This window comes from Sphingomonas hengshuiensis (genome assembly GCF_000935025.1).
GTDB classification, from domain to species: domain Bacteria; phylum Pseudomonadota; class Alphaproteobacteria; order Sphingomonadales; family Sphingomonadaceae; genus Sphingomonas; species Sphingomonas hengshuiensis.
Genome location: NZ_CP010836.1, coordinates 4,320,547 through 4,345,506, shown reverse-complemented (window position 1 = coordinate 4,345,506; position 24,960 = coordinate 4,320,547). Strand labels below are relative to the sequence as shown.

Annotated in this window: 25 protein-coding genes and 1 tRNA gene; 6 read left to right on the top strand and 20 right to left on the bottom strand. The window is 67.6% G+C overall.

The genetic code is table 11. The features are described 5' to 3' along the window. Positions 1-37: 37 nt before the first annotated feature. Positions 38-1,561 (bottom strand): flavin monoamine oxidase family protein, encoded by a 1,524-nt coding sequence (locus TS85_RS19725; RefSeq protein WP_044334478.1) that lies wholly within the window; start codon positions 1,559-1,561, stop codon positions 38-40. 85 nt (positions 1,562-1,646) lie between these two features. Here TS85_RS19725 and hisC point away from each other — a divergent pair, with 85 nt between their 5' ends. Together hisC and TS85_RS19715 are read left to right on the top strand one after the other, a co-directional pair. Then, positions 1,647-2,741, top strand: a complete 1,095-nt coding sequence (gene hisC / locus TS85_RS19720; protein WP_044334476.1) for a histidinol-phosphate transaminase — start codon at positions 1,647-1,649, stop codon at positions 2,739-2,741. After that, a complete protein-coding gene (locus tag TS85_RS19715) occupies positions 2,741-3,649 on the top strand; it encodes a prephenate/arogenate dehydrogenase family protein (RefSeq protein ID WP_044334474.1) in 909 nt (302 codons plus the stop codon). The genes hisC and TS85_RS19715 overlap by 1 nt, the downstream gene beginning before the upstream one ends. 2 nt (positions 3,650-3,651) lie before the next feature. Here the strand turns inward: TS85_RS19715 and TS85_RS19710 are convergent, their stop codons facing one another. The 4 genes from TS85_RS19710 to ftsE are packed head-to-tail and all read right to left on the bottom strand — an operon-like array spanning position 3,652 to position 6,443. Then, complete coding sequence (locus tag TS85_RS19710) at positions 3,652-4,335, bottom strand: lysophospholipid acyltransferase family protein (RefSeq protein ID WP_044334473.1); 684 nt, start codon at positions 4,333-4,335, stop codon at positions 3,652-3,654. Between the two features lies 1 nt (position 4,336). Further along, positions 4,337-4,870, bottom strand: a complete 534-nt coding sequence (locus tag TS85_RS19705; RefSeq protein WP_044334471.1) for a YdcF family protein — start codon at positions 4,868-4,870, stop codon at positions 4,337-4,339. Continuing rightward, complete coding sequence (locus TS85_RS19700) at positions 4,867-5,739, bottom strand: cell division protein FtsX (protein WP_227698547.1); 873 nt, start codon at positions 5,737-5,739, stop codon at positions 4,867-4,869. The genes TS85_RS19705 and TS85_RS19700 overlap by 4 nt, the downstream gene beginning before the upstream one ends. 2 nt (positions 5,740-5,741) lie before the next feature. Continuing rightward, on the bottom strand, positions 5,742-6,443 hold the full coding sequence (gene ftsE / locus TS85_RS19695; protein WP_044334467.1) for a cell division ATP-binding protein FtsE: 702 nt from the start codon (positions 6,441-6,443) through the stop codon (positions 5,742-5,744). Between the two features lie 195 nt (positions 6,444-6,638). Here ftsE and TS85_RS19690 point away from each other — a divergent pair, with 195 nt between their 5' ends. Next, the gene (locus TS85_RS19690; RefSeq protein WP_044334464.1) at positions 6,639-7,370 is read left to right on the top strand and encodes an MJ0042-type zinc finger domain-containing protein; all 732 of its coding nucleotides are present in this window, start codon (positions 6,639-6,641) and stop codon (positions 7,368-7,370) included. Here TS85_RS19690 and TS85_RS19685 read toward each other — a convergent pair. Next, positions 7,342-8,715 (bottom strand): MATE family efflux transporter, encoded by a 1,374-nt coding sequence (locus TS85_RS19685; RefSeq protein WP_044334462.1) that lies wholly within the window; start codon positions 8,713-8,715, stop codon positions 7,342-7,344. The two genes, TS85_RS19690 and TS85_RS19685, sit on opposite strands and share 29 nt — an antisense overlap. 127 nt (positions 8,716-8,842) lie before the next feature. On the opposite strand from TS85_RS19685, the gene TS85_RS19680 reads away from it, so the two are divergent. Both TS85_RS19680 and TS85_RS19675 read left to right on the top strand, forming a co-directional pair. Further along, positions 8,843-8,929 (top strand) — tRNA-Leu (locus tag TS85_RS19680). Positions 8,930-9,077: 148 nt separating this feature from the next. Beyond that, positions 9,078-11,921, top strand: a complete 2,844-nt coding sequence (locus TS85_RS19675) for a TonB-dependent receptor (protein WP_052508032.1) — start codon at positions 9,078-9,080, stop codon at positions 11,919-11,921. A gap of 12 nt (positions 11,922-11,933) precedes the next feature. Here the strand turns inward: TS85_RS19675 and TS85_RS25020 are convergent. After that, a protein-coding gene (locus tag TS85_RS25020) for an IS630 family transposase (RefSeq protein ID WP_155006497.1) occupies positions 11,934-12,879 on the bottom strand; the annotation gives its coding sequence in 2 pieces (ribosomal slippage) (positions 11,934-12,543 and positions 12,542-12,879; 948 coding nt in all). Positions 12,880-12,983: 104 nt separating this feature from the next. Between TS85_RS25020 and TS85_RS19660 the strand changes: the two genes are divergently transcribed. Next, the gene (locus TS85_RS19660) at positions 12,984-14,006 is read left to right on the top strand and encodes an IS110 family RNA-guided transposase (RefSeq protein ID WP_044329667.1); all 1,023 of its coding nucleotides are present in this window, start codon (positions 12,984-12,986) and stop codon (positions 14,004-14,006) included. 299 nt (positions 14,007-14,305) lie between these two features. Here the strand turns inward: TS85_RS19660 and TS85_RS19655 are convergent, their stop codons facing one another. The 13 genes from TS85_RS19655 to TS85_RS19595 form a co-directional block, all read right to left on the bottom strand. Next, positions 14,306-15,256 (bottom strand): flagellar motor protein MotB, encoded by a 951-nt coding sequence (locus tag TS85_RS19655; RefSeq protein WP_044334457.1) that lies wholly within the window; start codon positions 15,254-15,256, stop codon positions 14,306-14,308. 4 nt (positions 15,257-15,260) lie between these two features. After that, a complete protein-coding gene (motA, locus tag TS85_RS19650) occupies positions 15,261-16,124 on the bottom strand; it encodes a flagellar motor stator protein MotA (RefSeq protein WP_044334455.1) in 864 nt (287 codons plus the stop codon). A gap of 89 nt (positions 16,125-16,213) precedes the next feature. After that, on the bottom strand, positions 16,214-17,110 hold the full coding sequence (gene flgL, locus TS85_RS19645; protein WP_044334453.1) for a flagellar hook-associated protein FlgL: 897 nt from the start codon (positions 17,108-17,110) through the stop codon (positions 16,214-16,216). Further along, entirely contained in the window at positions 17,110-18,444 is a 1,335-nt protein-coding gene (flgK, locus tag TS85_RS19640) for a flagellar hook-associated protein FlgK (protein WP_044334451.1), read from the bottom strand. The genes flgL and flgK overlap by 1 nt, the downstream gene beginning before the upstream one ends. Further along, positions 18,441-18,764, bottom strand: coding sequence for a rod-binding protein (locus tag TS85_RS19635; RefSeq protein WP_044336679.1), 324 nt, complete (start codon positions 18,762-18,764; stop codon positions 18,441-18,443). Before TS85_RS19635 ends, flgK begins: the two co-directional genes overlap by 4 nt. A gap of 5 nt (positions 18,765-18,769) precedes the next feature. Then, a complete protein-coding gene (locus TS85_RS19630; protein ID WP_044336678.1) occupies positions 18,770-19,864 on the bottom strand; it encodes a flagellar basal body P-ring protein FlgI in 1,095 nt (364 codons plus the stop codon). Between the two features lie 14 nt (positions 19,865-19,878). Then, the gene (locus tag TS85_RS19625; RefSeq protein ID WP_155006496.1) at positions 19,879-20,574 is read right to left on the bottom strand and encodes a flagellar basal body L-ring protein FlgH; all 696 of its coding nucleotides are present in this window, start codon (positions 20,572-20,574) and stop codon (positions 19,879-19,881) included. 10 nt (positions 20,575-20,584) lie between these two features. Continuing rightward, positions 20,585-21,373 (bottom strand): flagellar basal-body rod protein FlgG, encoded by a 789-nt coding sequence (gene flgG, locus TS85_RS19620; RefSeq protein WP_044334450.1) that lies wholly within the window; start codon positions 21,371-21,373, stop codon positions 20,585-20,587. Positions 21,374-21,385: 12 nt separating this feature from the next. Then, a complete protein-coding gene (flgF, locus tag TS85_RS19615; protein WP_044334448.1) occupies positions 21,386-22,129 on the bottom strand; it encodes a flagellar basal-body rod protein FlgF in 744 nt (247 codons plus the stop codon). A 25-nt stretch (positions 22,130-22,154) separates the two neighbouring features. Beyond that, a complete protein-coding gene (locus TS85_RS19610) occupies positions 22,155-23,438 on the bottom strand; it encodes a flagellar hook protein FlgE (protein ID WP_044334445.1) in 1,284 nt (427 codons plus the stop codon). A gap of 21 nt (positions 23,439-23,459) precedes the next feature. Next, complete coding sequence (locus tag TS85_RS19605) at positions 23,460-24,143, bottom strand: flagellar hook assembly protein FlgD (RefSeq protein WP_227698546.1); 684 nt, start codon at positions 24,141-24,143, stop codon at positions 23,460-23,462. 2 nt (positions 24,144-24,145) lie between these two features. After that, positions 24,146-24,556, bottom strand: a complete 411-nt coding sequence (gene flgC, locus TS85_RS19600) for a flagellar basal body rod protein FlgC (RefSeq protein ID WP_044334443.1) — start codon at positions 24,554-24,556, stop codon at positions 24,146-24,148. A 2-nt stretch (positions 24,557-24,558) separates the two neighbouring features. Then, entirely contained in the window at positions 24,559-24,909 is a 351-nt protein-coding gene (locus tag TS85_RS19595) for a flagellar basal body rod protein FlgB (protein ID WP_407082095.1), read from the bottom strand. Positions 24,910-24,960: the final 51 nt, after the last annotated feature.

The following is a 24,960-nucleotide window of genomic DNA, read 5'->3' as shown; positions in this document are numbered from 1 at the left end:
GCGGCGGCGCCGGGTTCAACCCGCATCGCGCGCTGGGTCAGCGTGCCGACCGTCCGCTGATCGCTTCTGCGGCCATCCGTCCGGTCTGCGCCGCGCCGTTCATATAGCCGGGATAGGCGTCCGACAGATGCTCGCCCGCGAAATAGAGCGGCCCGGCGTGCGGCACCTGATGCTGCGCCGGATCGTCCGATTCGATTCCCAGCAGCGATGCGAAGCGCGTCAGCTGGCCGGGGCGGAAATTGACATAGCCGCCCAGCGTCAGCGGCTGCGCGTGCCAGTTGGTCCGGGCGACCGGCCCCTCCGCGAGCGCGAAGCCGGGGATCGCCTGGTCGACGGTGCGTGCGAAACGCTGGGCGAGCGCCGTGGCGCTTTGCGCGGCTGCCGCGCCGACTTCGTCCCCGCCCAGGAACCACGTCCATACCGGCGCACCGTCGGCGGAGTGGACGCTGCCGTCCCAGCCCAGCGCACAGCCGTCGCCGCCGCGTGTCTGCCACAGCTCGCCGCCGGTGCCGATTGCGTCGCGCCAGGGCCGCGATCCGCTTGCCGCCTGCACCTTTTCGTTGCGGCCCAGATCGACCGTTGCGATGAATTCCCGCCACAGCGGCGGCAAGCGCGCCTCGACTCGAACACGGCGCGTCAGCGGCGCGGGGATCGCCAGGATCGCGCGATCCGCATCGACACGCGATCCGTCGGTGAAGGCGAGGCGCAGGCCCGCGCCGGCGGACGCGATTCGCGCGAGCTGCTTGCCCGTGGTGATCCACGCGGCGTGGCGCGCGGTGATCGCGTCGATCAACGTGCTGCTCCCCCCTTCGATCACGAAGCGTTCGTCGGCCCCGCCCAGCACCTCGGCGCTGTCGCCCTCGACCGTCGGCAGGTTGAGGATCAGCTCGATCGCCGAGGCTTGGCCGGGCTCGACGCCATATTCGGTGCGGCTCGTCGCCTCGAGCAGGTGGCGGACCCAGGGGGCGCCGAGCAGCGCGCGGTGCCGGTCGAGATAGCCGGTGATCGACAGCGCATCCAGCGCTGGCGCGACGCGCGCATAATCCTGTGCCATCCGGGCGGCATCGCGGCTGATCTGGTCGGCGATCGGGCGGAGCGCATCGGCAAGCTCGCCATCGCCGATCTCGCGCCCATCGGCCAGAATCAGCGTGCGGTGCCGCTCGGCCTTGCGATCGATCAGCGCGACGCCATAGGCGCATGCCAGCGCGTGCATGTCGCCATGGTCGGTATTGACGAGCTGCGCGCCCGCTTCGAAGGCGACGCCTTCGGCGGTGCGATGCGTGTACATCCGCCCGCCCATCCGCCCGCGCGCTTCGTAGAGATGGGCGTCGATCCCCGCCGCGCGCAGGTGGTGCAGCGCGCTCAGCCCCGCAATCCCACCGCCGACGATCGCGACGCGCCCGGCATCCGGCAGGGCATAGGCCCGCTGCGGCAGCGTCGCTGCGACCCCGCTTGCGGTCACCGCCTTGAGCAGCGCGCGCCGCGACACCGAGACGGGCGCCGGTGAATCGGCACCCCGCGCATGCGCAAGCGCGCGCCAGATCGTGCTGCTCCCCCGCATCGCCCCTCCCTCAATCGCCCCGTTCGGGGCAGCCTTACGGCGCGGACCTTGCCAACCCGTAACCATTGCGCCAATCCCCGCCGCCATGACCACACTCGTCGCAAAGCCCTGGATCCTCGACATCGCCCCCTATGTGCCGGGCCGATCCACCACCGATGACGGCCGCAAGGTCGCCAAGCTGTCCTCGAACGAGAATCCGTTCGGCACGCCGGACGTCGCGCGCGCGGCCTATGTCGAATCGGCGATGATGCTGGAGCGTTATCCCGATGCCAGCGCCGCCGATCTTCGCGACGCGCTGTCGGCGCATTACGGAGTCGAGGCGGACCGCATCATCTATGGCACCGGCTCGGATGAAGTGCTGCATCTGGCGGCGGGCGCCTTTGCCGGACAGGGCGACGAGATCATCTATGTCCGCTACGGTTTCGCCGTGTACGACATCGCCGCACGCCGCGTCGGCGCTACGCCGGTCGTCGCGCCCGATCGCGATTACGCGACCGATGTCGACGCTATCCTGGCGCGCGTCACCGATCGCACGCGCGTGGTGTTCGTCGCCAATCCCAATAATCCCACCGGCACCCACACCGCCCGCAGCGAGATCGCGCGCCTCCACGCCGGGCTGCCCCGCGACGTGCTGCTCGTCCTCGACCAGGCCTATACCGAGTATCTGAACCCCGAGGACGATGATGGCGGGCTCGAGCTGGCCCGGACGCAGCCCAATGTGCTGGTGACGCGCACCTTCTCGAAGATATTCGGTCTGGCCTCGGCGCGGGTCGGCTGGGGCTATGCCGCGCCCGAGGTGATCGACGCGATGCACCGTATCCGCGCGCCCTTCTCCTTCCCCATCGGTTCGCAGAAAGCGGCGATCGCGGCACTGGGCGCGGCGGATTTCGTCGAGCATAGCCGCGCGCATAATGCAGAGTGGCGCGGCTGGTTCGCCGAACAGGTCAATGCGATGGGTAATAAGGGGCTGCGCGCCGTCCCGTCCAAGGCCAATTTCGTGCTGGTGCTGTTCGAAGGCGATGTCAGCGCCGAGACCGCGTATAAGGGGCTGATGGCGGCGGGCTATATCGTCCGCTGGCTGCCGGGCCAGGGATTGCCGCACGGGCTGCGCATCACGATCGGCACCGAGGAAGAGATTACCGGGCTCGCCGCGGCGTTGCGCGCGATCGTGGGCGCCTGATGCTGCCCTTTGCCCGTGTTACGGTGATCGGGCTGGGGCTGATCGGCTCGTCGATCGCGCGCGGGGTGCGCGCCACCATGCCCACCGCGCGCGTGACCGGCTTTGATGCCGATCCCGAGGTGCGCGCAGTCGCGCGGCGGATCGACTTGTGCGACGATGTCGCCGATACCGCGGGCGCCGCCGTGATCGACGCCGACCTCGTGATCCTGTGCGTGCCCGTCGGCGCGATGGCGGCGGCGGCGCGCGATCTGGCCGCCGATCTGCCCGCCGATGCGATCGTCACTGATGTCGGCGGATCGAAGGCAAGCGTGCTGGCCGCGCTGCGCGAGGCGCTGCCGGGCGCGACGATCGTCCCCGGCCATCCGGTCGCGGGGACCGAGAATTGCGGCCCCGAATCGGGCTTTGCCAGCCTGTTTCGCGGGCGCTGGTGCATCCTGACTCCCGATGGCGAGACGCCGGAGACCGCCACGGCGCGGGTCCAGGCATTTTGGGAGGCACTGGGCGCCAATGTCGAGTGCATGACGCCGCAGCATCACGACCTGGTCCTCGCCGTGACCAGCCATGTGCCGCATCTGATCGCCTATACGATCGTCGGCACGGCATCCGACCTCGAGCAGGTGACTCAGTCCGAAGTCATCAAATATTCGGCGGGCGGCTTTCGCGATTTCACGCGCATCGCCGCGTCCGACCCGACGATGTGGCGCGACGTGTTCCTGAACAATCGTGAGGCAGTTCTGGAGATCCTCCAGCGCTTCTCGGAGGATCTGACGGCGCTCCAGCGCGCGATCCGCTGGGGCAAGGGCGACGAGCTGTTCGACTTGTTCACCCGCACCCGCGCGGTGCGCCGCTCGATCATCGACCAGGGACAGGACGATGCACGCCCCGATTTCGGGCGCGCGCACGAATAATATTAGCGATTGAGGACGTTGATCGCGGCGTGGACCTGCGTCTCGATCGCGTCGCGCTTCAATCCCGGCGGAATCGGCGTGCCGAAGCGGAAGGTGACGATTCCGGGCCGCATCGGCCCGTCCTTGGGCCACACCTTGCCGCTGTCGAGCGCGACGGGAACCACCGGCAGCCCGATCGCGCGGTACAGCCCGGCCAGCCCGGATCGCAGCGGCGGCGCCTCGCCCACCGGCGATCGCGTGCCCTCGGGAAAGAGCACCACCGATCGCCCCGCCGCGCTCGCGGCCTTTGCCTCGCGCATCATCTGGCGGAGTGCGGCGGCGGAACCGCTGCGATCGATCACGATCACGCCATAGCGCTTGGCCGCCCAGCCCCATATCGGGATGCGCGCATATTCCTGGCGCATCACCACCGCCGGCGCGCCCAGCATCCGCATCAGCTCGAAGGTCTCGAAGAAGCTCTGGTGCTTCGCCGCATAGAGCGCGGGGGTGGCGAGCGGCGCACCCTCGATGCGCGTCCTGATCCCCATCAGAGCGCGGGCGCACCAGGCGTGAAAATCGGTCCACAACAGCACCCAGCGCCGGAACGCGCGCTCGCCGAACACTGCCATCACCGGCGCCAGCAGCACGATCGGCACCGAAAACCCATAGAAAACCGCCGTGAACAGCAGCGCCCGCAACCGCACCATCTCAGCCCGCTCCCACCAGCAGCGCGATGCGCCGGACCAGATATTTATGATATTCGCGGAACAGCACGGCGAACCCGGCGGTGCTGCGGACGCCGTCACCGACAATCTCGACCGTCGAGCCCAGGGCGTGGGCCAATTCCATCCGCGCGCGGGGCATATGCCAGTCGGTGGTCACCAGCCGCACCGATTTGAACCCGTGCCGCTCGACCCATTGCTGGGTCTCGTCGGCATTCGAGCGCGTGTCGACTGCCTGCCAGCCCAGATCGATGCAGCATCCGAACAGCGGGCGCTCGATCTTGTATTGCACCGCGAACTCGACCGGGGTCACGTCGGGGTCGACGCCGCTGACCAGCATCCGCTGCGCGTCGCCCTTGCGCAATATCGCCAGCCCGCGGTCGATCCGCCCGGGGCCGCCGGTGACGACCACGATCGCGTCGGTCTTGCGATCGTCGAGCGGCTTGCCGAGCGAGATCATGAACGCCACGAAGCCCAGCAGCCAGGCAAGCACTACCAACAGGGGAATGCGCCAGATCACAGCGTGCGGGCCAGCGCGCGCAGCACCGCGACGCGCGCTGCCACCGTCGCGAGCAGCGCGAACGCCAAGGGCAGCAGCAGGAGGATCAGCCAGTCGCGCTGCGCAAGCGCCACGCCGCCCAGCATCTCGGACCCGAGCCCGCGCATCTGCCCCTGGAGGAACCACACCAGCCCCAGCGCCGCGCCGGCGCCGATCAGCCCGCCGACCAGAGTGTCGAACGCGATCCGGCGCTGGAACAGCCGCGCAATCTGGACATCGGTGGAGCCAAGCATGTGCAGGACTTCGATCGTATCGCGGTGCGTGTCCAGCCCGGAGCGCGCCGCGAGCAGGACGACTGCCGCAGTCGCCGATGCGATCAGCAGCATCAGCCCCAGCGCGAGCCAACTCATCGTCGTCATGAAGCTGCGCACCGGCGACAGCCATTGCGCATGCCGATCGACGCGCGCGCCCGGTGCGATCCGCCGTGCCGCGGCCTCGACGGCGGCAACCGCATCGGCGCGCACCTCGACGTCGATCATCGCCGGCATCGGCAGGTCGGAGTCGAGGCCCGCATCGCCGAGCCATGGGCGGAGCAGTTCGGCGAGCCGCGCGCGATCGACTTCGCTGACCTGCCGTACCCCTGGCAGGCGCGCCAGCTCGGCGACGATCGCGCGTGCCTCCCGGTCGCGCGTTGCGGCGTCGGGGTCGATGATCTGCACGGTCAGCCGGCCCGCCAGCGCGCGATCGAGCTGCGCCGTCGCCGCGAACATGCCGAGCCCCAGCGCGCCTGCGAGCACGGTCAGGAACAGCATGATCGCCATGATCCCTGTCATCGCGCGCGTCCGCCGGCTCTCGTCGAGCAGGCGCCGGTCGCGGGCGGTGGGGCGCATCCTCATGCCGCGCCCGGCGGGTTGCGCAGCGTGCCCATGGGGTCGCCCAGCCGCCCCTTTTCCAGCCGCATCATATGCGCATTGGGAATGCGATTGAGCAGGTGGAAATCATGCGTCGCGACGATCACCGTGGTGCCCAGCCGATTGAGCGAATCGAACAGGTGCAGCAGGCGTTCGGCCATGTCGGGGTCGACATTGCCGGTGGGTTCGTCGGCGACCAGCACTTCGGGGCGGCCGATCACTGCGCGGGCGATCGCGACGCGCTGCTGCTCGCCGCCGGACAGCGTCGGCGGTTTCGCGCGGCCACGGTCGGTAAGCCCGACCCAGGCGAGCATTTCGCGCACCGGCGCTTCGACATCGCTTTCGGACACCCCGGCGACGCGCAGCGGCAGCGCGATATTGTCATAGGCGGACAGATGCGGGACCAGCCGGAAGTCCTGGAACACCACGCCGATCCGGCGGCGAAAGCCGGGCAGGCGGGTGCGGGGCAATGTCCCGGCATCCTCGCCGAACAGCCGCACGATGCCGCGCGACGGACGCTGGGCGAGGTAGAGCAGCTTGAGCAGCGAGGTCTTTCCCGCCCCCGATGCGCCGGTGAGAAAGTAAAAGGCGCCGCTCTGGAGTGTGAAGGAAACGTCCGATAGCGTCTCCGGTCCCGTCCCATAGCGCAGGCCGACATTCTCGAATTGCACGATATTGGCCATGCGTTCGGGCTAAGCCGTTCCTCCCTGCGCCCCCGGTCGGCTGGCCACCGCCATCGCACAGCCATTCCTTGCGCTCAAGCGTGGCGACCGGGGGATCGCCCGAAAGTGACAGCGGCGAGACTCTTGTTACCCCGAGTCGTTGCGTCTAGAATCACCACACCGGGCAATCGCCAGCCCCGGGGGTGAGATGCTTAGATGATCCTCGAATGCAGCCAGTGCCGGACCCGGTACCTTGTCCCCGATAGCGCGATCGGCGCCGATGGCCGGACGGTGCGGTGCGCCAGCTGCAAGCATAGCTGGTTCCAGGCCCCCGCCATTCTCGACCTCGCGACGCGCGCGGAGCCCGAGGCGCCGCCGCCCCGGCGCGAGCCGCGCAAGCCCGCCGAGGCGCCCGCGCCTGCCACGCCACCGCGCGTGTTCGAGGATGCGTCGGTCCAGGCCCCGACCGCCCCGGAATATGATCCTTTCGCACCGCAGCCTCCGTTCAAGCCGCGCCGCAATCCGGCCAGGCGCTGGACCGCGGCGGCGTTCGTTGCCGGTTTCTCGATGCTGCTCGGCACGGGCGCGATCCTCTATTCGGGCGCGCCGGGGCTTGCGGCGCAGCTCGGGCTGGGGATCGGGGGCGAAGTCGATACCCCGCTGGTGTTCGCCGACAAGAATGTCGAGCTGCGGACGATGACCAACGGCAACGAAGTGTTCGCGGTATCGGGCCGGATCGTGAACCCGACGACCACGAAACAGCATGTGCCCGACATCCGCGTCGAACTCCGCGACGGATCCGATCGGCTGGTCTATAGCTGGCGGATCACGCCGATGGGGCGTGAACTGGGGCCGAAAAGCGCGATCGACTTCAACGGCGCGCGCGTCGGGTTGCCGCCCAACGCCAAGGTCGTCCAGCTCAGCTTTGCAAGCGAGATCGGCGGCTGACCCACGCGAAGCGGCCGCCGTTGAGCAGCGCCGCCGTCACCATCCCGATCCCCGATGCGATCACCAGCCCGATCGGGCCGGCGCCGCCATGGACCAGCAGCGCCCCTGCGCCGCCGGTGACGACGAAGAAGGCGAGGATGCCGTTGACTCCCGCCGCGACCTGATCGCCGAGCGAGCGCAGCGCGTAGACGAAGACAACCTGCACCCCGTCGAACAGGATGAACGGCGCCCAGATCGGCAGCATCCACAGCGCCATCCGCTGGACTTCCTCGGTGGCGGGAAACAGCGCGATCACAGGGCCGGGGGCAAGCATCAGCAGCAATGCGAGCAGTCCCGTCGCTCCCGCCGCCAGCGCCGCCGCGATCGCGGTGCGCCGGCCCGCGGCGGCGGGCACGCCCTCGCCCACGGCATTGCCCGCGCGCACCCCCGCCGCCGACCCCAGCCCCAGCGCCACCGCGAAGGTCACGTTGTGGACCGCGAAAACGATCTGGAACGCATGTGCCGTCACGTCGCCCAGCCGCGTCGACAGCGCAATCAGGATCGAGAATCCGACGAGTTCCAGTCCCGACGCGATCGCGGGCACGACACCGAACCGCGCCAGCGCCCCCGCTCCCGCCGCCGTCGCCCGGGTCATGAACGCGGGCAACGCTCGCACCCCCCGCGCCCGCGCATCGGGAAGCGTCCAGGCGGCGGCAAGCATCCCTGCCGCGCCCAGCCAGGAAGCGATCGCCGTCGCCAGCGCCGCCCCGACGGCGCCGAGCATCGGCAGGCCGAGATGCCCGGCGGAGAGCGCCCAGGCAAGCAGCGCGTTGAGCGGCAGGATCGCGAGGTTGACCACCGTCACCCGGCGGGGCCGGCTCACCCCCTCGAGGAAAAAGCTCGCCGCGATGACGACGCATTGCGCAGGGTAGGCGAGCGCCATCATCTCGACGACGCGCGCCGCCTGCGGCGCGGTCGCCGGAGCGACGCCAAGCCCCAGCAGCATCGGCTCCGCCCACAGGAACAGGCCGAGCGCGCTGACCGCGCCGAGCAGCAGCGCGAGCATCAGCCCCTGATGCAGCACGCGCCCGGTCTCGCGCTGGTCACCCGCCCCATCGGCGCGGGCGGCGAAGACCAGCACGCCGGTCAGCGCCCCCAGGCTCATGACGATCCCCGGAAAGGTCAGCGACCGGCTGGCGCCGAGTGCCGCGACTTCGCCGGTGCCGCCCAGCCCCACGACGACGACATCGGTGACGTGCAGGATCGTCCAGTTGAGCCCGGTCAGCATCACCGGCCAGGCGAGCGCCAGGATTCGGCGCGCCTCGGCGCGGGCGCTGGGCGCGAGTGGGTTGGTCGGGTGCGGCATGGCGGGGCATGGCCTGTAGGCGGTTGCGACGAATCAGGAAAGCGCGGAGCACCGCTTGCATTCCCCCGGAGGCATTGCTAGGGGCCACCGCCTTACCAGCCGCCGGTTCGCCGGCGGAGTTTCACGGGCGGCCGTGGCGGAACTGGTAGACGCGCAACGTTGAGGTCGTTGTGGGCGAAAGCCCGTGGAAGTTCGAGTCTTCTCGGCCGCACCATGAAACCGGGGTGCGCGGCGGAAACGCCGCGCAGCCTCCCCTCTCCCGGTCAATTTTCCCAGCCATCTGGCACAATTGTGCGACAAGTCGCTTTTAGCCACCGGTTCGTGGTCGGCAGTGTGTCGCCGGCAGGACGTGGAGCAATGCGATGATCAAATGGGGATGTGCCGCCGCGGGGCTGCTGGTCGGCGCGATGCCGGGGGCGGTCCAGGCGCAGCAACAGGCGGAGGCGCCCGCCCCAGCGGACCAGGCAGTTCCCGATTCGTCGCCTGACGATTTCGGCGAAGAGATCGTCGTGCGCGGCGAGCTGCGCGGCGCGGTGCCGGGCGACATCAAGCCCGAAGTCTCGCTCAACCCCGCCGACATCCGCTCCTTCGGCGCGTCCAACGTCGGCGAACTGCTGACGCAGCTTGCCGCGCAACTCGGCACCGGCCAGGGCCGCGGCGGCGAGCCACCGGTGATCCTGCTCGGCGGGCGCCGTGCAAGCATGGGCGAAGTCCGCGACCTGCCGCCCGAGGCGATCGAGCGGATCGACGTGCTGCCCGAGGAGGTCGCGCTCAAATATGGCTATAGCGCCTCGCAGAAGGTCATCAATTTCGTGCTGCGCCCCCGCTTCATGGCGCTCACGACCGAGGTCGAGGGGCGGACGCCCACCGCGGGCGGCAACGCCGCCGGCGAGGTGGAGGCCAAGCTCGACAAGATCCGAAACGGTGACCGATTGTCGCTCAACGTCGACTATGAACAATCGTCGGGCATTCTCGAAAGCGAGCGCGGGGTATCGCGGGCGGGCACGTCATTGTTCGATAGCCGCGGTAACATCACCGCAACCGACGCGAATGGCGACACCCAGTTTGTCGCGGGTGTGCCTGCCGCGGCGGCGAACGGCCCGGTCGGCCTCGATGCCTTCTCCAGCACCGCCAACGTCACCGACGTCACCCCCTATCGCACGCTCGTCAGCCCGCAAAAGGACCTGAAGATCAGCGGTGTCTATCGCCGGCCCTTGTCCGAAAAGATCACGGCTGCCGCTACGCTGGAGCTTGAGGGGACCGAGAGCCAGTCGCTGCAGGGGCTGTCGGGCGTCACGCTCGATTTGCCCGCGGGCAATCCCTATTCGCCCTTTGCCAGCGATGTGCAGGTGCTGCGTTATGTCGACCGGTCGCCGCTGACTCGGTCGAGCAGCACCCGCAGCGCGCAGGCCGGGCTGACCGTCAATGGCGACGGCACGCCCTGGGCGGACAGCTGGCGCTGGTCGGTCCAGAGCAATTACACGCTCAACACGACGGACGCCGTCAACGATGCGGGGATCGACCCCACCGCGATGCAGGCGGCGATCGACGCGGGCGATACGAGCTTCAACCCGTTCGGCTCGATCCCGGCGAACCTGATCCGCAGCCGTCCGTTCGAAACCGCGCACTCGCGGTCCAGCGTCGGGCGCATCGACGTCCTGACCAACGGCCCGTTGTTCAACCTGCCGGCAGGCGCGATCAACGCCAGCCTGCGCGTCGCGGGTCAGACGAGTGACTTCTCCAGCACCAGCTTCCGCAACAACATCACCACGCCCGCGGCGTTCGGGCGCGACAGCGGCAGCGTGCGGGGCAATATCGACCTGCCGATCACCAGCCGTCGCAACGCGGTGCTCGATGCGATCGGCGATTTCTCGCTCAACGCCAATTTCGAAGTCGAGCAGCTTTCCGATTTCGGACGGCTCACCAGCACCGGCTATGGCTTCAACTGGTCGCCGATTCCCCAGATTCGCGGGCTGGTCAGCTGGACGCAGGACAGCAATGCACCGACTCAGCAGCAGCTCGGCAATCCGCTGGTGACGACGCCCAATGTGCGCGTGTTCGATTATGTCCGGGGCGAAAGCGTCAACGTCACCACGATCACCGGGGGAAACCGCGCGCTTCGGGCCGACAGCCGGGACGTGTTCAAGCTGGGGCTGAACATCCGCCCCTTTACCGAGACCAATCTGGGGATCATCGCCAACTATACCAACCAGCGTTATCGCAACACCGCGGGCAGCCTCCCCGGCGCGACTGCGGAGGTCGAGGCGGCGTTCCGGGACCGGTTCACCCGCGATGACAACGGGCAGTTGTTGAGCATCGACTATCGCCCGGTCAATTTCGCGCGCTATGAGCATTCCGAGCTCAAATGGGGCTTCAACCTGTTCATGCCGATTGCCTCGCCCGCGGCGAAGCGGTTGCAGGCGCGGCGCACGGCCTTCCAGGAGGCGATGGCCGAATCGCGGCGTACCGGCCAGCCTTTGGCACCCGAAATGCAGGCGCAACTCGATCAGTTCCGTAAACTCGGGCAGCAGCAGAGCCTGTTCGGCGGCGCCGCGCGCGGCGGGCAGGGGCAAGGCCAAGGTCAGGGCCAGGGCCAGGGGCAGCGCCCTCCCGGCGAGGGTGCAGGCGCGGCACCGGGCGGCGGGCGCCCCGGCGGGGGCCAGTTCGGTCCCGGCGGTGGCGGCCGCGGCTTCGGTGGCCGCGGCGGCGGGGGCGGCAATGTCCTCCAGCTCAGCGTCTTCCACACCTGGGTATTCCGCGACCAGCGCGTGATCCGCGAGGGCCTGCCGGTGCTCGATTATCTCAACGGCGCGGCGGTCGGCAGCACGAGCGGGGGCACGCCCGCGCACAAGATCGAGGTGCAGACCGGCATCCAGCGCGACGGCTACCGGCTGCGGCTCGACAGCAACTGGGAAAGCGGCACCCGCGTCACCACCGGCGCGCTCGGCAGCACCGAGCAATTGCGGTTCGGGAGCCTCGCGAAGTTCAACCTGGTGGCCCAGGCGGACCTTGGCCAGCAGGTCGACTTGCTGCTCAAGCATCCGTGGTTGCGCGGGACCCGAATCAGCTTCCGCGTCGATAACCTGTTCGATGCGCGGCGCCGCGTGACCGACCAGACGGGAACGGTCCCGATAGCCTATCAGCCGAACCTGCTCGATCCCACCGGTCGGACACTCCGGCTGAGCGTGCGGAAGATGTTCTTCTAGAGCCGTTTGTGATCACACCGCAGCGTACCCGGCGTGCCTGAAGTAGTTTGTGCATTGGTGCGGCGGGAAGTCGTCGAGTAGCGAGCCGATGCGGTTCCAGAGGCCTTCTCGGGAGCGTTCGCCGGCTTTCCGCAGCAGGTGTTTGAGCTTGGCGAAGACCATTTCGATCGGGTTCAGATCGGGGCTGTAGGGGGGTAGGAAGAGCAGTGTGGCCCCGCAGGCTTCGACCAGCGCCGCAGCTTCTGCGCCTTTGTGGCTGGAGAGGTTATCAAGGATGACGACATCGCCGGGGTTGAGTTCGGGAACCAGGTATTGGCGGACATACTGGGTGAAGATCGCCCGGTTCATCGGCTCATCAACGACGAAAGGTGCGACGATCCCGTCGCTCGTGAGGCCTGCGAGGAAGGTCGTTATCTTCCAGTGCCCGGCAGGGGCATAGCCGCGGACCCGCTTTCCGCGTGGCCCGCGTCCGTAGCGCCGGACCATGTTGGTGGTGACACCCGTCTCGTCGAGGAAGATCAGGCGCTTGGCGCTGAGCATCGGCTGCATTGCCCGCCATGCCTCGCGCCGCGCCACCACGTCAGGCCGGAGCTGTTCGGAGGCGTAGACGCTTTTTTTTGAAGCTGATCCCGTTGCCCGTGAAGAAGCGGCTCAGCATCCCGGCGTCCGCCTTCACGCCGTGCTCGTCCAGCAGTCGCTCGGCCACAGCAAGCAGCGTCAGGTCCGGCTCCGCGTCGATCAGCGCCAACAGCCAGGCACGATGCACCGATAACCGAGAACGACGGTCCCCGCCCTGCGCCAGCGCGCCGCGCCGACCTTGTCGCAGCGCCTGAAGCCACCGCACCGCTGCCGCGTCGCTGATCCGATAGCGACGCGCAGCCTCACGCCGCGACAAACCCTCTTCCTCAACTGCCGCAATCACCCGATCGCGCAAATCCTGCGAATACGCTCTGGTCATACCTGCCGACCTCCAACAGCCAGCGTGATGATGTGGACGCCCCCGCACCGACCGACAGTTGCTATGCTGCCGGTCGGTCAACCGAGAGGAAGAGGAGCGTTTGCATGACGATCACGACGATTGGGCTCGATCTGGCGAAGAGCGTATTCCAGGCACACGGCATCGACGAGAGCGGTGCCACGGTGCTGGTGAAGAAACTGCACCGCAAGCAGATGCTGCCTTTCTTCTCGAAGCTGCCGCCTTGCCTGATCGCGGTGGAGGCCTGCGGAACCGCGCATCACTGGGCTCGCACGCTTGCAGCGATGGGCCACGAAGTCCGCCTGATACCGCCATCGTACGTCAAGGCTTACGTGAAGCGGGGCAAGAGCGATGCGCTAGACGCCGAAGCGATCTGCGAAGCCGTGCAGCGGCCGACAATGCGGTTCGTACCCGTCAAGACGATCGAGCAGCAGGGCATTCTTATGACCCATCGCGCCCGATCCCTTCTCGTACGGCAACGGACGATGCTCGCCAACGCTCTGCGTGCGCATCTTGCCGAGCTGGGCCACGTTGCCAACCCCGGCATTGGCAACCTCGCCAAGCTGGCCGAGCAGGTGATGGCTGACAGGAATGCCTTGCCATCCTACGCCCGTACGGCATTGGAGATATTGATCCGACAGATCATGGCCGTCAGCGCCGAGATTGCGGAACTGGATCAGCAGCTTGCCGCTTGGCATACCGAGAGCGAGGCCAGTCGCCGACTTGCCGCGATCCCCGGCCTCGGCATCATCACGGCAACAGCAATAGCTGCAACCGTTACGGATGCCGAGCAGTTCTCTTCAGGCAGGCAGTTCGCCGCCTGGCTCGGTCTGACACCGCAACAACACTCAACCGGGGGAAAAACCAGACTTGGCGGCATCTCCAAACAGGGCGACCGATACCTGCGCCGATTGCTCGTCGTCGGAGCCACCGCAGTCATGCGCCACGTCAAGGATAAGCCAACGCCGATGGCGGACTGGATCAGGAAGCTCTCCGAGAAAAAGCCCTTCCGGCTCGTCTCGGTGGCCCTGGCTAACAAACTCGCTCGGATCGCTTGGGTCGTGCTGACCCGCAAGGAGGCCTATCACCCTTACGCCAATTTGACCTGATCAGCCCAGGTCACCCGAAATGGTAATGGCAGTCGATGATGAGTAACGATCGAGCCAATGGTGAGACCAACCCGTCTGATTCAATGCGCTTCAACGCGCGGCAGCCTGTTTAGGGACCTCACCGGCGGATTTCCATCAGGGCCAGCGGCAACACGTATGCCGCACAAACAGGCCGGACATATGAAAGCAACCGATCAAACCCATCCCGACAAAATGCCCTTGCCAAGGGGGCGTCCACATATGAATCAGAACTCCACCACTTTGGGAATCCCTACGATTCCGTCAGATCACAAACGGCGCTAAGGCGCGCTCGGCTCGGCGCCCAGGTGCGTCTTCGGCCCGGGGTCCTGATCGACGATCCGGCGATAGAGCAGGGTGATCGCGACGCGGCGGTTGCGCGGGTCCATCGGGTTGTCGGCGATCAGCGGCTCGCGGTCGGCGACGCCCTCGATGCGCTCGAACCGCATCTCGCGTACCCCGCCCGAGGCGAGGCGCCGCCGCGTCGCCTCGGCGCGTCCGCTCGACAGCATCCAGTTGTTCATGTTGCGCGGGTCGCCATAAGCGAGGCTGTCGGTATGGCCGCGGATCATGATCGGGTTTTCCATCCCCGCGATCGATTCGGCGATCGTCCCGATCAGCGCGCTTGCGTCCGCAACCAGCGCCGTGGTGCCGAGGTCGAACATCGAATAATTGACGTCGTCGAGCAGGTCGATCCGCATCCCGTCGCGGGTGGGCACGAAGCGGATATGGTTGGCCAGCTTCGCAAGCGAAGGCGTGGCACGCATCCGCGCCAGGATCTTGCGGCTGGTCTCGGTGAAATTCTTCTGGTCCTGCGCGGTCATTGCGCGCTGGTCCTTCAGCGATCCCTTGTCCCCCGTGCCGACGTTGGTGCCGCCGACCCCGCCGACGGGCACGGTGAGCGCCTTGGTGCCGGTCTGGGATGCTTTTGCCGGGTAGTTATCCACGCTGTTGATCGCGTCGCCGCCGAGCAGTCCGTTCGACCCGGCGCTGTTCTGCCTGAGTTCGACCAATGTCGGCGCGAAATAATCGGCGAGCGCCTTGCGCTGCTTCTCGTTCGTCGCGCCCAGCAGCCACATCAGCAGGAAGAACGCCATCATCGCGGTCACGAAATCGGCATAGGCGACCTTCCACGCGCCGCCATGATGGCCGCCATGCCCTTCGACATAGACCTTCTTGACGATGATCTTCGGCGGCTGGTTCGATCCGTGGGGAGCGCGGGCGGCGGCCATGGCGTCAGCGTCCGCGTAAGCCGTCGAACACTTCGCCGAAGCCTGGCTGGTTCGCATGCGCGATGCCCGAGCGTGCGGCTTCGATCACCAGCGGCTGGGGATGGCCGTGGAGCGAGGCGATGATGATCTGCTTTACGACGTGATAGATCGCGGCATCGGCATCGATCACCTGCTGGAGCCGCCCCGCCAGCGGCGCGACGATGCCATAGGCGAGCAGCACGCCCATGAACGTCCCGACCAGCGCCGACCCGATCATCGCGCCCAGGATCGCGGGCGGCTTGTCGATCGACCCCATCGTCTTCACCACGCCCAGCACCGCCGCGACGATGCCCAGCGCGGGCAGCGCGTCGCCCAGCGACTGGAGCGTGGTCTGCGGCCCCTGGACTTCATGGTGGTGGGTCTTGATGGCATTGTCCATCACATCCTCGACCGCGTGCACGTCGAGCGTGCCCGACGATACCACGACGAGGCGCAGCGTGTCGGTGATCAGGTTGATCAGCATATGGTCCGCAAGCAGACGGGGATATTCGGCGAAGAGCGCGCTCGACTTGGGGTCCTCGACATGCGGCTCGAGCGCGATCGGGCCGTCGGTGCGCAGCATCTTCATCAGCTTCGACACCAGAAAGATCGTGTCGAGATAGTCCTGCTTCTTGTATTTCGGCCCTTTGAACACCTTGGCGACGCCGCCGCCCAGCGCCTTCAGTTCCTTCATCGAATTGCCGATGATCAGCGCCCCCAGCGCCGCACCGCCGATGATCAGCATCTCGTGCGGAATCGCCTCCATCACGGGGCCGAGCGCGCCTCCCGTAATCGTGAAGCCGCCGAACACCATCGTCAGCAGCACGACAAGGCCGATCACTGGATACATGGCTTTTCCGAATTCCCCCTCGGGCCGTGCGCCCGCCTGTCTAGGTTAACGACCGATTCCCCGCGGGCTTGCGCCCTAATCGCGCGGGATTACGACAGATAGTCGAACAGCGAGAGGCTGGAGAGCTTGGTGAAGCTGGACTGTGTCGCCTGAAGCGCGGTCAGCGCCTTTTGAAGCTCCACGGTCGTCGTCGCGATGTCGGTATCCTCGAGCGTCGCGCGGCTGGTCTCGCGCGCGGCATCCGCCGCGGTCACCGCCTCGGCATCGAGGTCGAGCCGCGCGGCGCGGGCGCCGATCGACGTGCGGCTGAGTGCGACATTGCTCTGGACCTCGGCGATCCCGGCCATCGCGGTCTGCGCCGCCGCGCTGGTGTCGCCCTCGCCGCCCAGCGCCGCCGACAGCGCACTCAGCACCGAGAAAATGTCGCCGTCCGCGCTGGCAAAGGCGCGCTCGCCGGTTACGCTGGGCGCCACGCTATAGCCGTCGCCCACCGGGATCGACGCCGGGGTGCCTTCCCCCGCATAGGTGACCGAGCCATCGGCGTTGGTTACATAGGCGGTGTCGCCCGTCGCCCCGCCGAACATCGGCTGCCCGCGCATGTCGGTGCTGTTCGCGAGCGCGAGCAGCGTCTCGCGGATCGTGTCCAGCTCGGTCTTGATCGCCGCGCGATCGCTTTCCGAATAGGTGTCGTTCGCCGCCTTGCTCGCGAGCTCCTGCGCACGCTGCAACTGCGTCTCGACGCTGCCGAGCGCAGTGTCCGCCTGGGCGAGCAACCCCTGCGCCAGGTCGATATTCGCCGAATAGGCGCTTGCATCGGTGCTCGCGCGCTTCAGGCTCTGCAGCTGGGCATAGGCGCCCGCATCCTCGGACGGCGCGGTAAAGCGCTTGGTCGTCGCGATCTGCGTCTGAAGCGCATCGGCCTTTGCAGTGAGCTGCTGCATCAGCGACGAGGGCCGGTCGAAGGACTGGGAGGTGGTGATGCGCATCAGCGGATATCCAGGATCGATTGCAGCGTGTCGCGCGCGACCTGGATCGCGCGGCTCGACGCCTGATAGGCCTGCTGGAACCGCAGCAGGTCGACGGCCTCTTCGTCGATATTGACGCCGGTGACCGAATCGCGTGCGCTGACGGCGTTGTCGCGGATCACCGTCTGCGCCTCCGCCACCGATGTGCGCGCGGCGAGTGCCGACGCATTTGCCGCGGTCATATCCGACAGCCCGGTCTCGACCTTGCCCGTGCTGCGCAGCGTATCGAATCCGGCGAGGTTGCTGTTGTCGCGCGTTCCGCCGCCGGTTGCCGCCGCAGCGATGCCGCGCGGGTCGGTGAGCGCGACGGCCAGTTGCGACGCCGGGTCGCCGATCGTGAAGAGCGCGCTGCCGGTTGCGCTGTCGAGGTCCTCACCCGCGGCCTGCACGGCGTTCGCCCCCTCGGCAAAGTCCTTCGCCAATGCGGCGATGCCGTCCTGCGCATCGGCGATACGGGATGCGCCCTCGGCGATACCGGCGAGCGCGCCCCCGGTTGGCGACACTGCGAGCGCCTCGCCGCCGCGATCGACCGAAAACGCGACTGCGCCGCCGCTGCGGTTATAGACCAGCTGCCCGACGCCATCGGCATCGACCAGTGCCGGGCCGGAGGCGCCGCCGACGCGCACCGCCGCGCGCCCCGCCGCATCGAGCGTGACCGAGACGTCGGTGAGCGCACTCATCTCTTCGAGAAGCTGGTCGCGCTGGTCGAGCAGCGCCGCGGCGCCGCTGGTCCCCGGGGTGGCGCGGCCAAGCCCGGCATTGACCTTCGCGAGCGCGGTGGCGAGACCGTTGAGCTGCGACACCGCGGCCTGTGCGGTCGCGTCGAGGTCGCTGGCGGCACCGGCCAGTGCGCTGCCGGTCGCCGAGAACGCCGTCGCGACGGCGGACGCCGCCTCGAGCATGGCGGCGCGCGCGGGCAGCGCCGAGGCATCCGCCGCGACGGTCTTGGTCGCGCTGAAGAATTGCGAGAGGCTGTCGCTGAGCTGGTTGCCGGTCAGCACGGTTTCGATCTGCGTCATCCAGGCCGCGGCGGTTTCGGTCTTGGCGAGGTCGGCGCTGGCGTCGCGGACGTCGGCACTGCGGACGAGATCCGTCGCGCGGGTGACGCCGAGCACGCTGACGCCCAATCCGTTCAGGCTGTTGGTCGCGATTCCGGTCGAGGCGACTTCGCTGACCGCCGCGGTCCGCCGGGCATAGCCCGTGGTGCCGGCATTGGCGATATTCTCGGACACGGTGGTCAGCGCCGTCTGATAGGCGCGGACCCCCGATGCCGCGATCGAGAGCAGGTTGCTCATGGCGCACCGCCTCCTTCATCGACGGCGGCGGAGCGCGCGAGAAACGCCGTCATCGCCTTGCCGATCCCCATCGGTGCGTGTGTGGCCATGTTCTGTGCGAGCTGCTGGTCCTGCATGTCGCGGAACTGCTCCTGCGCCTTGCTGTCGAACAGCCCGTCGCCCAGCTTCGCCGCGCGCATCGATTTGAGCATCATCCCCGTGAAGATCGCCTCGAAACGCTGTCCGGCGGCGTCGAGATTCTCGCGCGAGGCCAGCCGCGACGTGTCGGTCGACACGCCGCTGCCCAGGCTCGCGCCCACGCTCGCGATCGAGGACGGCATGTCGGTCACAGGATGATCAGCTCGGCCTTGAGCGCGCCGGCTTCCTTGAGCGCCTCGAGGATCGCGACCAGGTCGGCGGGCGACGCGCCGATCGCGTTGACCGCCTTGACCACATCGGCGAGCTTCGGGCCGGGTTCGATCAGGAACATCGGGCGCTTCTCCTCTTCGACGCCAACCCCGCTATGCTGCTCCATCACGGTTTCGCCCTTGCTGAACGGGGCGGGCTGGCTCGCTTCCTGTCGTTCATCAATACGAACGGTCAGTTTACCATGGGTTACCGCAGCGGGGGTGACGCGCACCGCCGAGTTGATGACCACGGTGCCGGTGCGGGCGTTTACGATCACCCGTGCGGGGGCCTCGGCGGCCTCGACGGTGAGATTCTCGATCTCGCTCATCAGCTCGGCGCGGATGTCGGCGCCCGCGGGTGCGGACACCGCGATCGACACGCCGTCGATCGCGCGCGCCCGGCCCCCGCCGAAGCGCGTGTTGATCGCATCCTGCACCCGCTGCGCCGTGGTGAAGTCGGCGCGCGCGAGGTTGAAGGTCAGGAAGGGTGAGCGGTCGAAACCGGTGTCGACGGTGCGCTCGACCGTCGCACCCTCGGGGATGCGTCCGCTGGAGGGGGTGTTGACGACGATCTGCGACCCGTCCTTGCCCTCGGCGCCCAGCCCGCCGACCGCGAGATTGCCCTGCGCCATCGCATAGATCTGGCCATCGGCGCCCTGGAGCGGGGTGAGGATCAGCGTGCCGCCGCGCAGCGACTTGGACTTGCCCATCGACGATACCGTGATGTCGAGCTTCTGCCCCGGCTTGGCGAAGGCGGGAAGCTCGGCGGTGACCATCACCACCGCTGCGTTCTTGAGCCCCGGCGCGACTCCGCTGGGCAGTTGCAAGCCCAATCGCGAAGTGACGCTCTTCATCGACTGGACGGTATATTCCAGATTGTCGTCGCCGGTCCCCGGAAGCCCGACGACGATGCCATAGCCGGTAAGCTGGTTGGTACGGATGCCCTGGAACCCGCCCAGATCCTTGACGCGCTGCGCCGATGCCGGGGCCGCGGCGGCGAGCAGGGCGAGTGCTGCTAGGCAAAGCCGGATCATGTGCGCGCTCCGCATCAGAAGGGGCTGATCATCTGGAAGAACCGGCTGAGCCAGCCCTGGCGGCTGGCGCGGGCGACATCGCCCTTGCCGGTATAGGCGATGCGGGCGTCGGCGACGCGCGTACTGGCTACGCGGTTGTTCGCGTCGATGTCCGCCGGGCGGACGATGCCCTTGATCTGGAGGAATTCGTCGCCGCGGTTGAGCGTCACGCGCTTCTGCCCCTGCACAAGCATCGTGCCGTTGGGATAGACCGCGGCGACCGTCACGCTGATCTCGCCCGACAAGGCGTTGGCCTGGTCGGCGCTGCCGGTGCCGGTGAAATTGCGGGCGCCGCTCGCGCTGGCGTCGCTCTGTTTGAACAGCGAGAGCGCGCCCGTGGTGGGCGGGGTGAGCGAGGCGCTGCCGCTGCTGTCGAGCTTGCTCCCCGCCGATTTGGAGGCGCTGGTGCGTTCGACGAGCACGATCGTCAACGGATCGCCGACCCGGCGCGCACGCTGGCCCTCGTACAGCGCGGCATAGCCGTCGCCGGCCTGGAAGATCGCGCCATTGGCGGGCGCCGCCGCGGGGACGGCGGCGGGGAGCGTGACCGAGAAATCCTCGCGCACCTTCTTCTTGCCGATCCCGAGTATCTGCGCCTTGGCGGGCGTGGCGGTGAGCGCCAGCGCACAGGCGAGCAGCGAACCTGCGGCGATGCCGGCAAGGAACTTCATGGCACGGCCCTCAGATGTTCTGGTTGACATATTTCAGCATTTCGTCGGTGGCCGAGATCATCTTGGAATTGACCTCATAGGCGCGCTGGGTCTCGATCATGTCGACCAGTTCCTCGACGACATTGACGTTCGACCCCTCCAGCATCCCCTGGCGAATATTGCCCCGGCCATCCTCGCCGGGCACGCCGAGATTGGCGGCGCCGCTGGCCGCGGTCTCGATCAGGTAATTGTCGCCGGTCGCCTGCAATCCGGCGGGGTTGGCGAAACTGGCGACCTGAAGCTGGCCGATCTGGCTGCTCTCGGTCTGGCCCTGAAGCTGGGCCGAGACGGTGCCGTCGGTGCCGATCGTGATCGAGGTCGCGCCTTCGGGAACGGTGATCCCCGGCATCACCTGATAGCCCTCCGAGGTGACGACCAGCCCCTCGGCCGAGCGCGAGAAATTGCCCGCGCGGGTATAGCCCAGCGTGCCCCCCGGCATCTGCACCTGGAAATAGCCATTGCCGTCGAGCGCGAGGTCGAGCGAATTGCCCGTTGTCGCGAGCGAGCCCTGCGTCTCGATCCGCGACGTGCCCTGGATGCGGACGCCGGTGCCCATGTTCAGCCCGGTGGCATATTTGGTCTCCGCCGTGCTCGCTGCGCCCGGCGCGGTGACGACCTGATAGGCAAGCGTCTGGAATGAGGCGCGGTCGCGCTTGAACCCCGTCGTGTTGACGTTGGCGAGGTTGTTCGAGATCACGCGCATCCGCGTATCCTGGGCGTCGAGCCCGGTACGCGCGATGTGCATTGCGGATGAACCCATCGTCTTTTCCCCTTAGCCGGGCATCCGCATCAGCGATGCGGCGCTCTCGTCCATGTTCTTGGCTTCCTTGAGCAGGTTCGCCTGCACTTCGTAGCTGCGCTGGTTCTCGATCATGTCGACCAGCGCTTCGGTCAGGTTGACGTTCGATTGTTCGAGCGACCCGGCCTGGACCTTGGCGTCCATGTCGCCCGGCAGCGCGCCGCCGGCCTTCACATGGAGCAGATTGTCGAGGCCCTTGACCGTCTGGCTGCCCTCGGTGCTGACCAGCTTGATGCGGTCGATCACCTGCGGCTGGGTCGAATCGCCGCCTGCGGGCACGATCGACACGGTGCCGTCGGGTGCGATGGCGATCGATTGATAGGGCGGCACGGTGATGGGGCCCCCCGACCCCATCACCGGGAAACCGTCGCCGGTTTCCAAGACGCCCGAGGCGGCGACCGACAGGTCGCCGCGCCGCGTATAGGCTTCGCTGCCGTCCGCGGCCTGGACCGCGATCCACGAATCGGTGGTCACCGCCACGTCGAGCGGGCGCGCGGTCTGGACGATCGTGCCCGCGCGGCGATCGAAGTCGTTGACTTCCTCCGCCGCCATCTGGCGCGAATCCATGCCGCTGCCCTGGAGCACCATCCGGTCGAACGTGACGCGGTCGGCGCGATAGCCGATCGTCGATGCGTTCGCGATGTTGTTCGCGATCGTCGACTGGGCGGCCATCTGGCTCTTGAGGCCGGACATCGCGGTGTAGACAAGACGGTCCATTGCGGGTTTCCCTCAGCCCCTGTCGTCAGCTGCGGATGTTGAAGATGGTCTGCGAGAGCTGGCTCGCGGTATCGAGCGCCTTCGCATTCGCCTGGAAATTGCGCTGTGCGGCGATCAGCGCGACCAGCTCCTCGGTGATGTCGACGTTCGACTGTTCGATGGCGCCCGACATCAGCGCGCCGGTGCCGGCATCGCCGGGCTGCGCCAGCTGCGGGTCGCCCGAAATCCCGGTCGCCGCCCAGCTGCTGTCGCCCAGCTGGCGCAGCCCCGCGGGGTTCGCGAAATTGGCGAGCACCACCTTGCCCAGCGCCTGGGTGTCGCCGTTCGAGAAGGTCGCCGTGACGGTGCCGTCGTCGGCGATCGCCACGCTCTGGAACTGGCCGACGGTCTTGCCGTCCTGCGACTTGGCATCGACGCTGAAGACCGAGCCGGCCTGGTTGGTCGCGGTGCCGAAATCGAGTGTCAGCGGCTGTTCGGTAGTGGCGCCCGCGGGCGTGAAGCCGGTCAATGCCGTCGCCGTCGTCGGTGCGGTGAGCGTGCCGCTCGCGTCGAAGGTGAGCGAGACTGCATCGCCCGTGGCCGTGCTGAGCTGCTGGTCGCCGACGAACGAATAGACCGACCAGCTGCTCGACGCATCGGCTTCGGTCGGCGCAGTGTCGCGGACGAAATAGCTCGTCATCGTCAGCGCGTTGCCGCTGGCGTCATAGATCGTTGTCTGCGTCGAATTGTTATAGGTGCTCGGGTCGGTCCGATCGAAGGCAGTGCTGCCCTCCGCCGCTTCCGACGGGATCGTTGCGTTTGCGCTCAGGTCCACCGACAGCGCGACCTTGCTGGTCGCAACCGGCGTCCCGCTGGTCGCCGGCAATTTGAGGCTGGTGGTGGCGCCGAGACCGCTCGCGGCGACGGACCCGGTGCTGTCGACCGGATAGACTTGCAGCGCATTGCCCTGGCCATCGACGACGGTGCGGCTGGCGTCGACCTGGAAGCTGCCGTTGCGGGTATAGGACACGCTGTTGCCTGCGCCGCTGCCCTTCACGACGAAGAAGCCGTCCCCCGAAATCGCGACGTCGAGCGCCGAATCGGTCTGGGTAAAGCCGCCCTGGCCGAATTGCTGGCGCACCGATTTCACCACGGTCCCCGATCCCACGATCTGGGTCGGGCTCGACGTCGAGGTCGATGCGATCACATCGGCGAACTGAGTTGCGCTCTTCTTGAAGCCGTTGGTCGAGACATTGGCGATGTTGTTCGAGATGGCGGCCATCTCGCTCTGGGCGCCCTGGAGCCCGCTAAGCGCTGTGTAGAAGGACATGGGGTTACTCCTGTTTGGGGGTCAGCCGACTTGCCAGACGGCGGAGAGCGGAACCTGGCCGATGCCGGGCAGCGTGAGCACGGGCGTGCCGTCGGTGCCGAGCGAGACCGTGGTGACCGGCGCCCAGACCAGCGGCGTCGCATCGACGCTGCCATCGGTGCCGGTCGCGGTGACCTTGATCGTGAACGGGCCGTCGCCTGCGGCATCGCCGCTGTCGGTGGTGCCGTCCCAGTCCCAGGCGACGGCGCCCGCGTCCTGCGCGCCGAGATCGATCGTCTTGAGCGTCTCGCCCGTCGACGACTGGATCGTGACGCTGACCTGGGTGGCGTCGCCGCCCAGGCTCACTGCGCCGGCCAGCCCGCCGCTGGTGCGGGGATAGGCGGTGTCGCCTGCGGTCAGCACGGTCTTGCCGACATAGCCGATCGCGTCGCCGAGCGAGGTGGTGCCAAGCTTGTCGGCAATTGCCTTCAGCGTGGTGTTCATCTCGCTGATGCCCGACGAGCTTGAGATCTGCGCCATCTGCGCGACCATCTCGCTGTTATCGACCGGATCGAACGGGTCCTGGTTCTTGAGCTGCGCGGTCAGCAGCGTCAGGAAATCGGCCTGGTCCATGTCGCTCGAGCTGGTGTTCGACGCGGCGGTCGTGGTGCTCGTGCCCGAGCGGGCGATGCCCAGGCTGGCAAGGGTGGTATCGAAATCCGTCATGATCAGCGGCCCAGCTTGAGGGTATCGACGATCAGCGACTTGGCAGTCTGCATCACCTCGACATTGTTCTGGTAGGTGCGTGCGCTCTCCATCATGTCGACGAGCTCGCGGGTTTCATCGACGGCGCTTTCCCAGACATTGCCGTCCTGGTCGGCCATCGGGTTGCCGGGGTCGTAGCGCTTCTCGGGCTCGGCGCCCGCGGTCACCACCTGCTCGACATCGACCGTCGCCATCCCGCTCGCCGCATCGAAGGCGGTGCGGAACACCGGCTTGATCGTGCGATAGGCGGCGCTCGAACTCGATGCGACGGTGCCGGCATTGGCGAGGTTCGACGCGGTGGTGTTCATCCGCACGAGCTGCGCGCTCATCGCGCGGCCCGAGACCTGGAATATCGAGAGCGGCTGGTCCCCCATGCTCATTCACCCTTCAGCGCGCGCGAGATCTGGCCGATCCGCCCGTTGAGGAAGGAGAGCGTCGTCTGATAGGCGACGGCATTCTCGGCAAAGGCGGTTTGTTCGGTGGTCAGCTCGACGGTGTTGCCGTCGGCAGAGGACTGGACCGGCACGCGGTACAGCGTGGCCGCGTCGATCGCGCCGTCGATCGATCCGCCGGGCGCATCCGCGGACGCCAGCGCCGCGCGGAAGTCGATGTCCTTGGCCTTGTAGCCGGGGGTCGAGGCGTTCGCGATGTTCGACGCCAGCACGCCCATGCGCTGCGACCGCACCGAAAGTGCTGCACCATGTACGCCGAAAAGGCTGTCGGTCATCTGCACGGTCCTTTCGCCCAAGCTTCGCCGGGTTATAAGCAATGGCCGTGC

What these genes read in the sequence shown, in the direction of transcription:
- TS85_RS19630 (WP_044336678.1), bottom strand. Translation starts at nt 19,864, where the DNA reads ATGATCCGGCTTTGCCTAGCAGCACTCGCCCTGCTCGCCGCCGCGGCC.
- TS85_RS19690 (WP_044334464.1), top strand. Translation starts at nt 6,639, where the DNA reads ATGATCCTCGAATGCAGCCAGTGCCGGACCCGGTACCTTGTCCCCGAT.
- TS85_RS19625 (WP_155006496.1), bottom strand. Translation starts at nt 20,574, where the DNA reads ATGAAGTTCCTTGCCGGCATCGCCGCAGGTTCGCTGCTCGCCTGTGCG.
- flgG (WP_044334450.1), bottom strand. Translation starts at nt 21,373, where the DNA reads ATGGGTTCATCCGCAATGCACATCGCGCGTACCGGGCTCGACGCCCAG.
- flgC (WP_044334443.1), bottom strand. Translation starts at nt 24,556, where the DNA reads ATGGGGGACCAGCCGCTCTCGATATTCCAGGTCTCGGGCCGCGCGATG.
- hisC (WP_044334476.1), top strand. Translation starts at nt 1,647, where the DNA reads ATGACCACACTCGTCGCAAAGCCCTGGATCCTCGACATCGCCCCCTAT.
- TS85_RS19710 (WP_044334473.1), bottom strand. Translation starts at nt 4,335, where the DNA reads ATGGTGCGGTTGCGGGCGCTGCTGTTCACGGCGGTTTTCTATGGGTTT.
- TS85_RS19605 (WP_227698546.1), bottom strand. Translation starts at nt 24,143, where the DNA reads ATGACGGATTTCGATACCACCCTTGCCAGCCTGGGCATCGCCCGCTCG.
- TS85_RS19595 (WP_407082095.1), bottom strand. Translation starts at nt 24,909, where the DNA reads ATGACCGACAGCCTTTTCGGCGTACATGGTGCAGCACTTTCGGTGCGG.
- flgK (WP_044334451.1), bottom strand. Translation starts at nt 18,444, where the DNA reads ATGAGCAACCTGCTCTCGATCGCGGCATCGGGGGTCCGCGCCTATCAG.
- flgL (WP_044334453.1), bottom strand. Translation starts at nt 17,110, where the DNA reads ATGCGCATCACCACCTCCCAGTCCTTCGACCGGCCCTCGTCGCTGATG.
- TS85_RS19660 (WP_044329667.1), top strand. Translation starts at nt 12,984, where the DNA reads ATGACGATCACGACGATTGGGCTCGATCTGGCGAAGAGCGTATTCCAG.
- TS85_RS19685 (WP_044334462.1), bottom strand. Translation starts at nt 8,715, where the DNA reads ATGCCGCACCCGACCAACCCACTCGCGCCCAGCGCCCGCGCCGAGGCG.
- TS85_RS19655 (WP_044334457.1), bottom strand. Translation starts at nt 15,256, where the DNA reads ATGGCCGCCGCCCGCGCTCCCCACGGATCGAACCAGCCGCCGAAGATC.
- flgF (WP_044334448.1), bottom strand. Translation starts at nt 22,129, where the DNA reads ATGGACCGTCTTGTCTACACCGCGATGTCCGGCCTCAAGAGCCAGATG.
- TS85_RS19715 (WP_044334474.1), top strand. Translation starts at nt 2,741, where the DNA reads ATGCTGCCCTTTGCCCGTGTTACGGTGATCGGGCTGGGGCTGATCGGC.
- TS85_RS19675 (WP_052508032.1), top strand. Translation starts at nt 9,078, where the DNA reads ATGATCAAATGGGGATGTGCCGCCGCGGGGCTGCTGGTCGGCGCGATG.
- TS85_RS19610 (WP_044334445.1), bottom strand. Translation starts at nt 23,438, where the DNA reads ATGTCCTTCTACACAGCGCTTAGCGGGCTCCAGGGCGCCCAGAGCGAG.
- TS85_RS19700 (WP_227698547.1), bottom strand. Translation starts at nt 5,739, where the DNA reads ATGCGCCCCACCGCCCGCGACCGGCGCCTGCTCGACGAGAGCCGGCGG.
- TS85_RS19635 (WP_044336679.1), bottom strand. Translation starts at nt 18,764, where the DNA reads ATGCCGTCCTCGATCGCGAGCGTGGGCGCGAGCCTGGGCAGCGGCGTG.
- motA (WP_044334455.1), bottom strand. Translation starts at nt 16,124, where the DNA reads ATGTATCCAGTGATCGGCCTTGTCGTGCTGCTGACGATGGTGTTCGGC.
- ftsE (WP_044334467.1), bottom strand. Translation starts at nt 6,443, where the DNA reads ATGGCCAATATCGTGCAATTCGAGAATGTCGGCCTGCGCTATGGGACG.
- TS85_RS19725 (WP_044334478.1), bottom strand. Translation starts at nt 1,561, where the DNA reads ATGCGGGGGAGCAGCACGATCTGGCGCGCGCTTGCGCATGCGCGGGGT.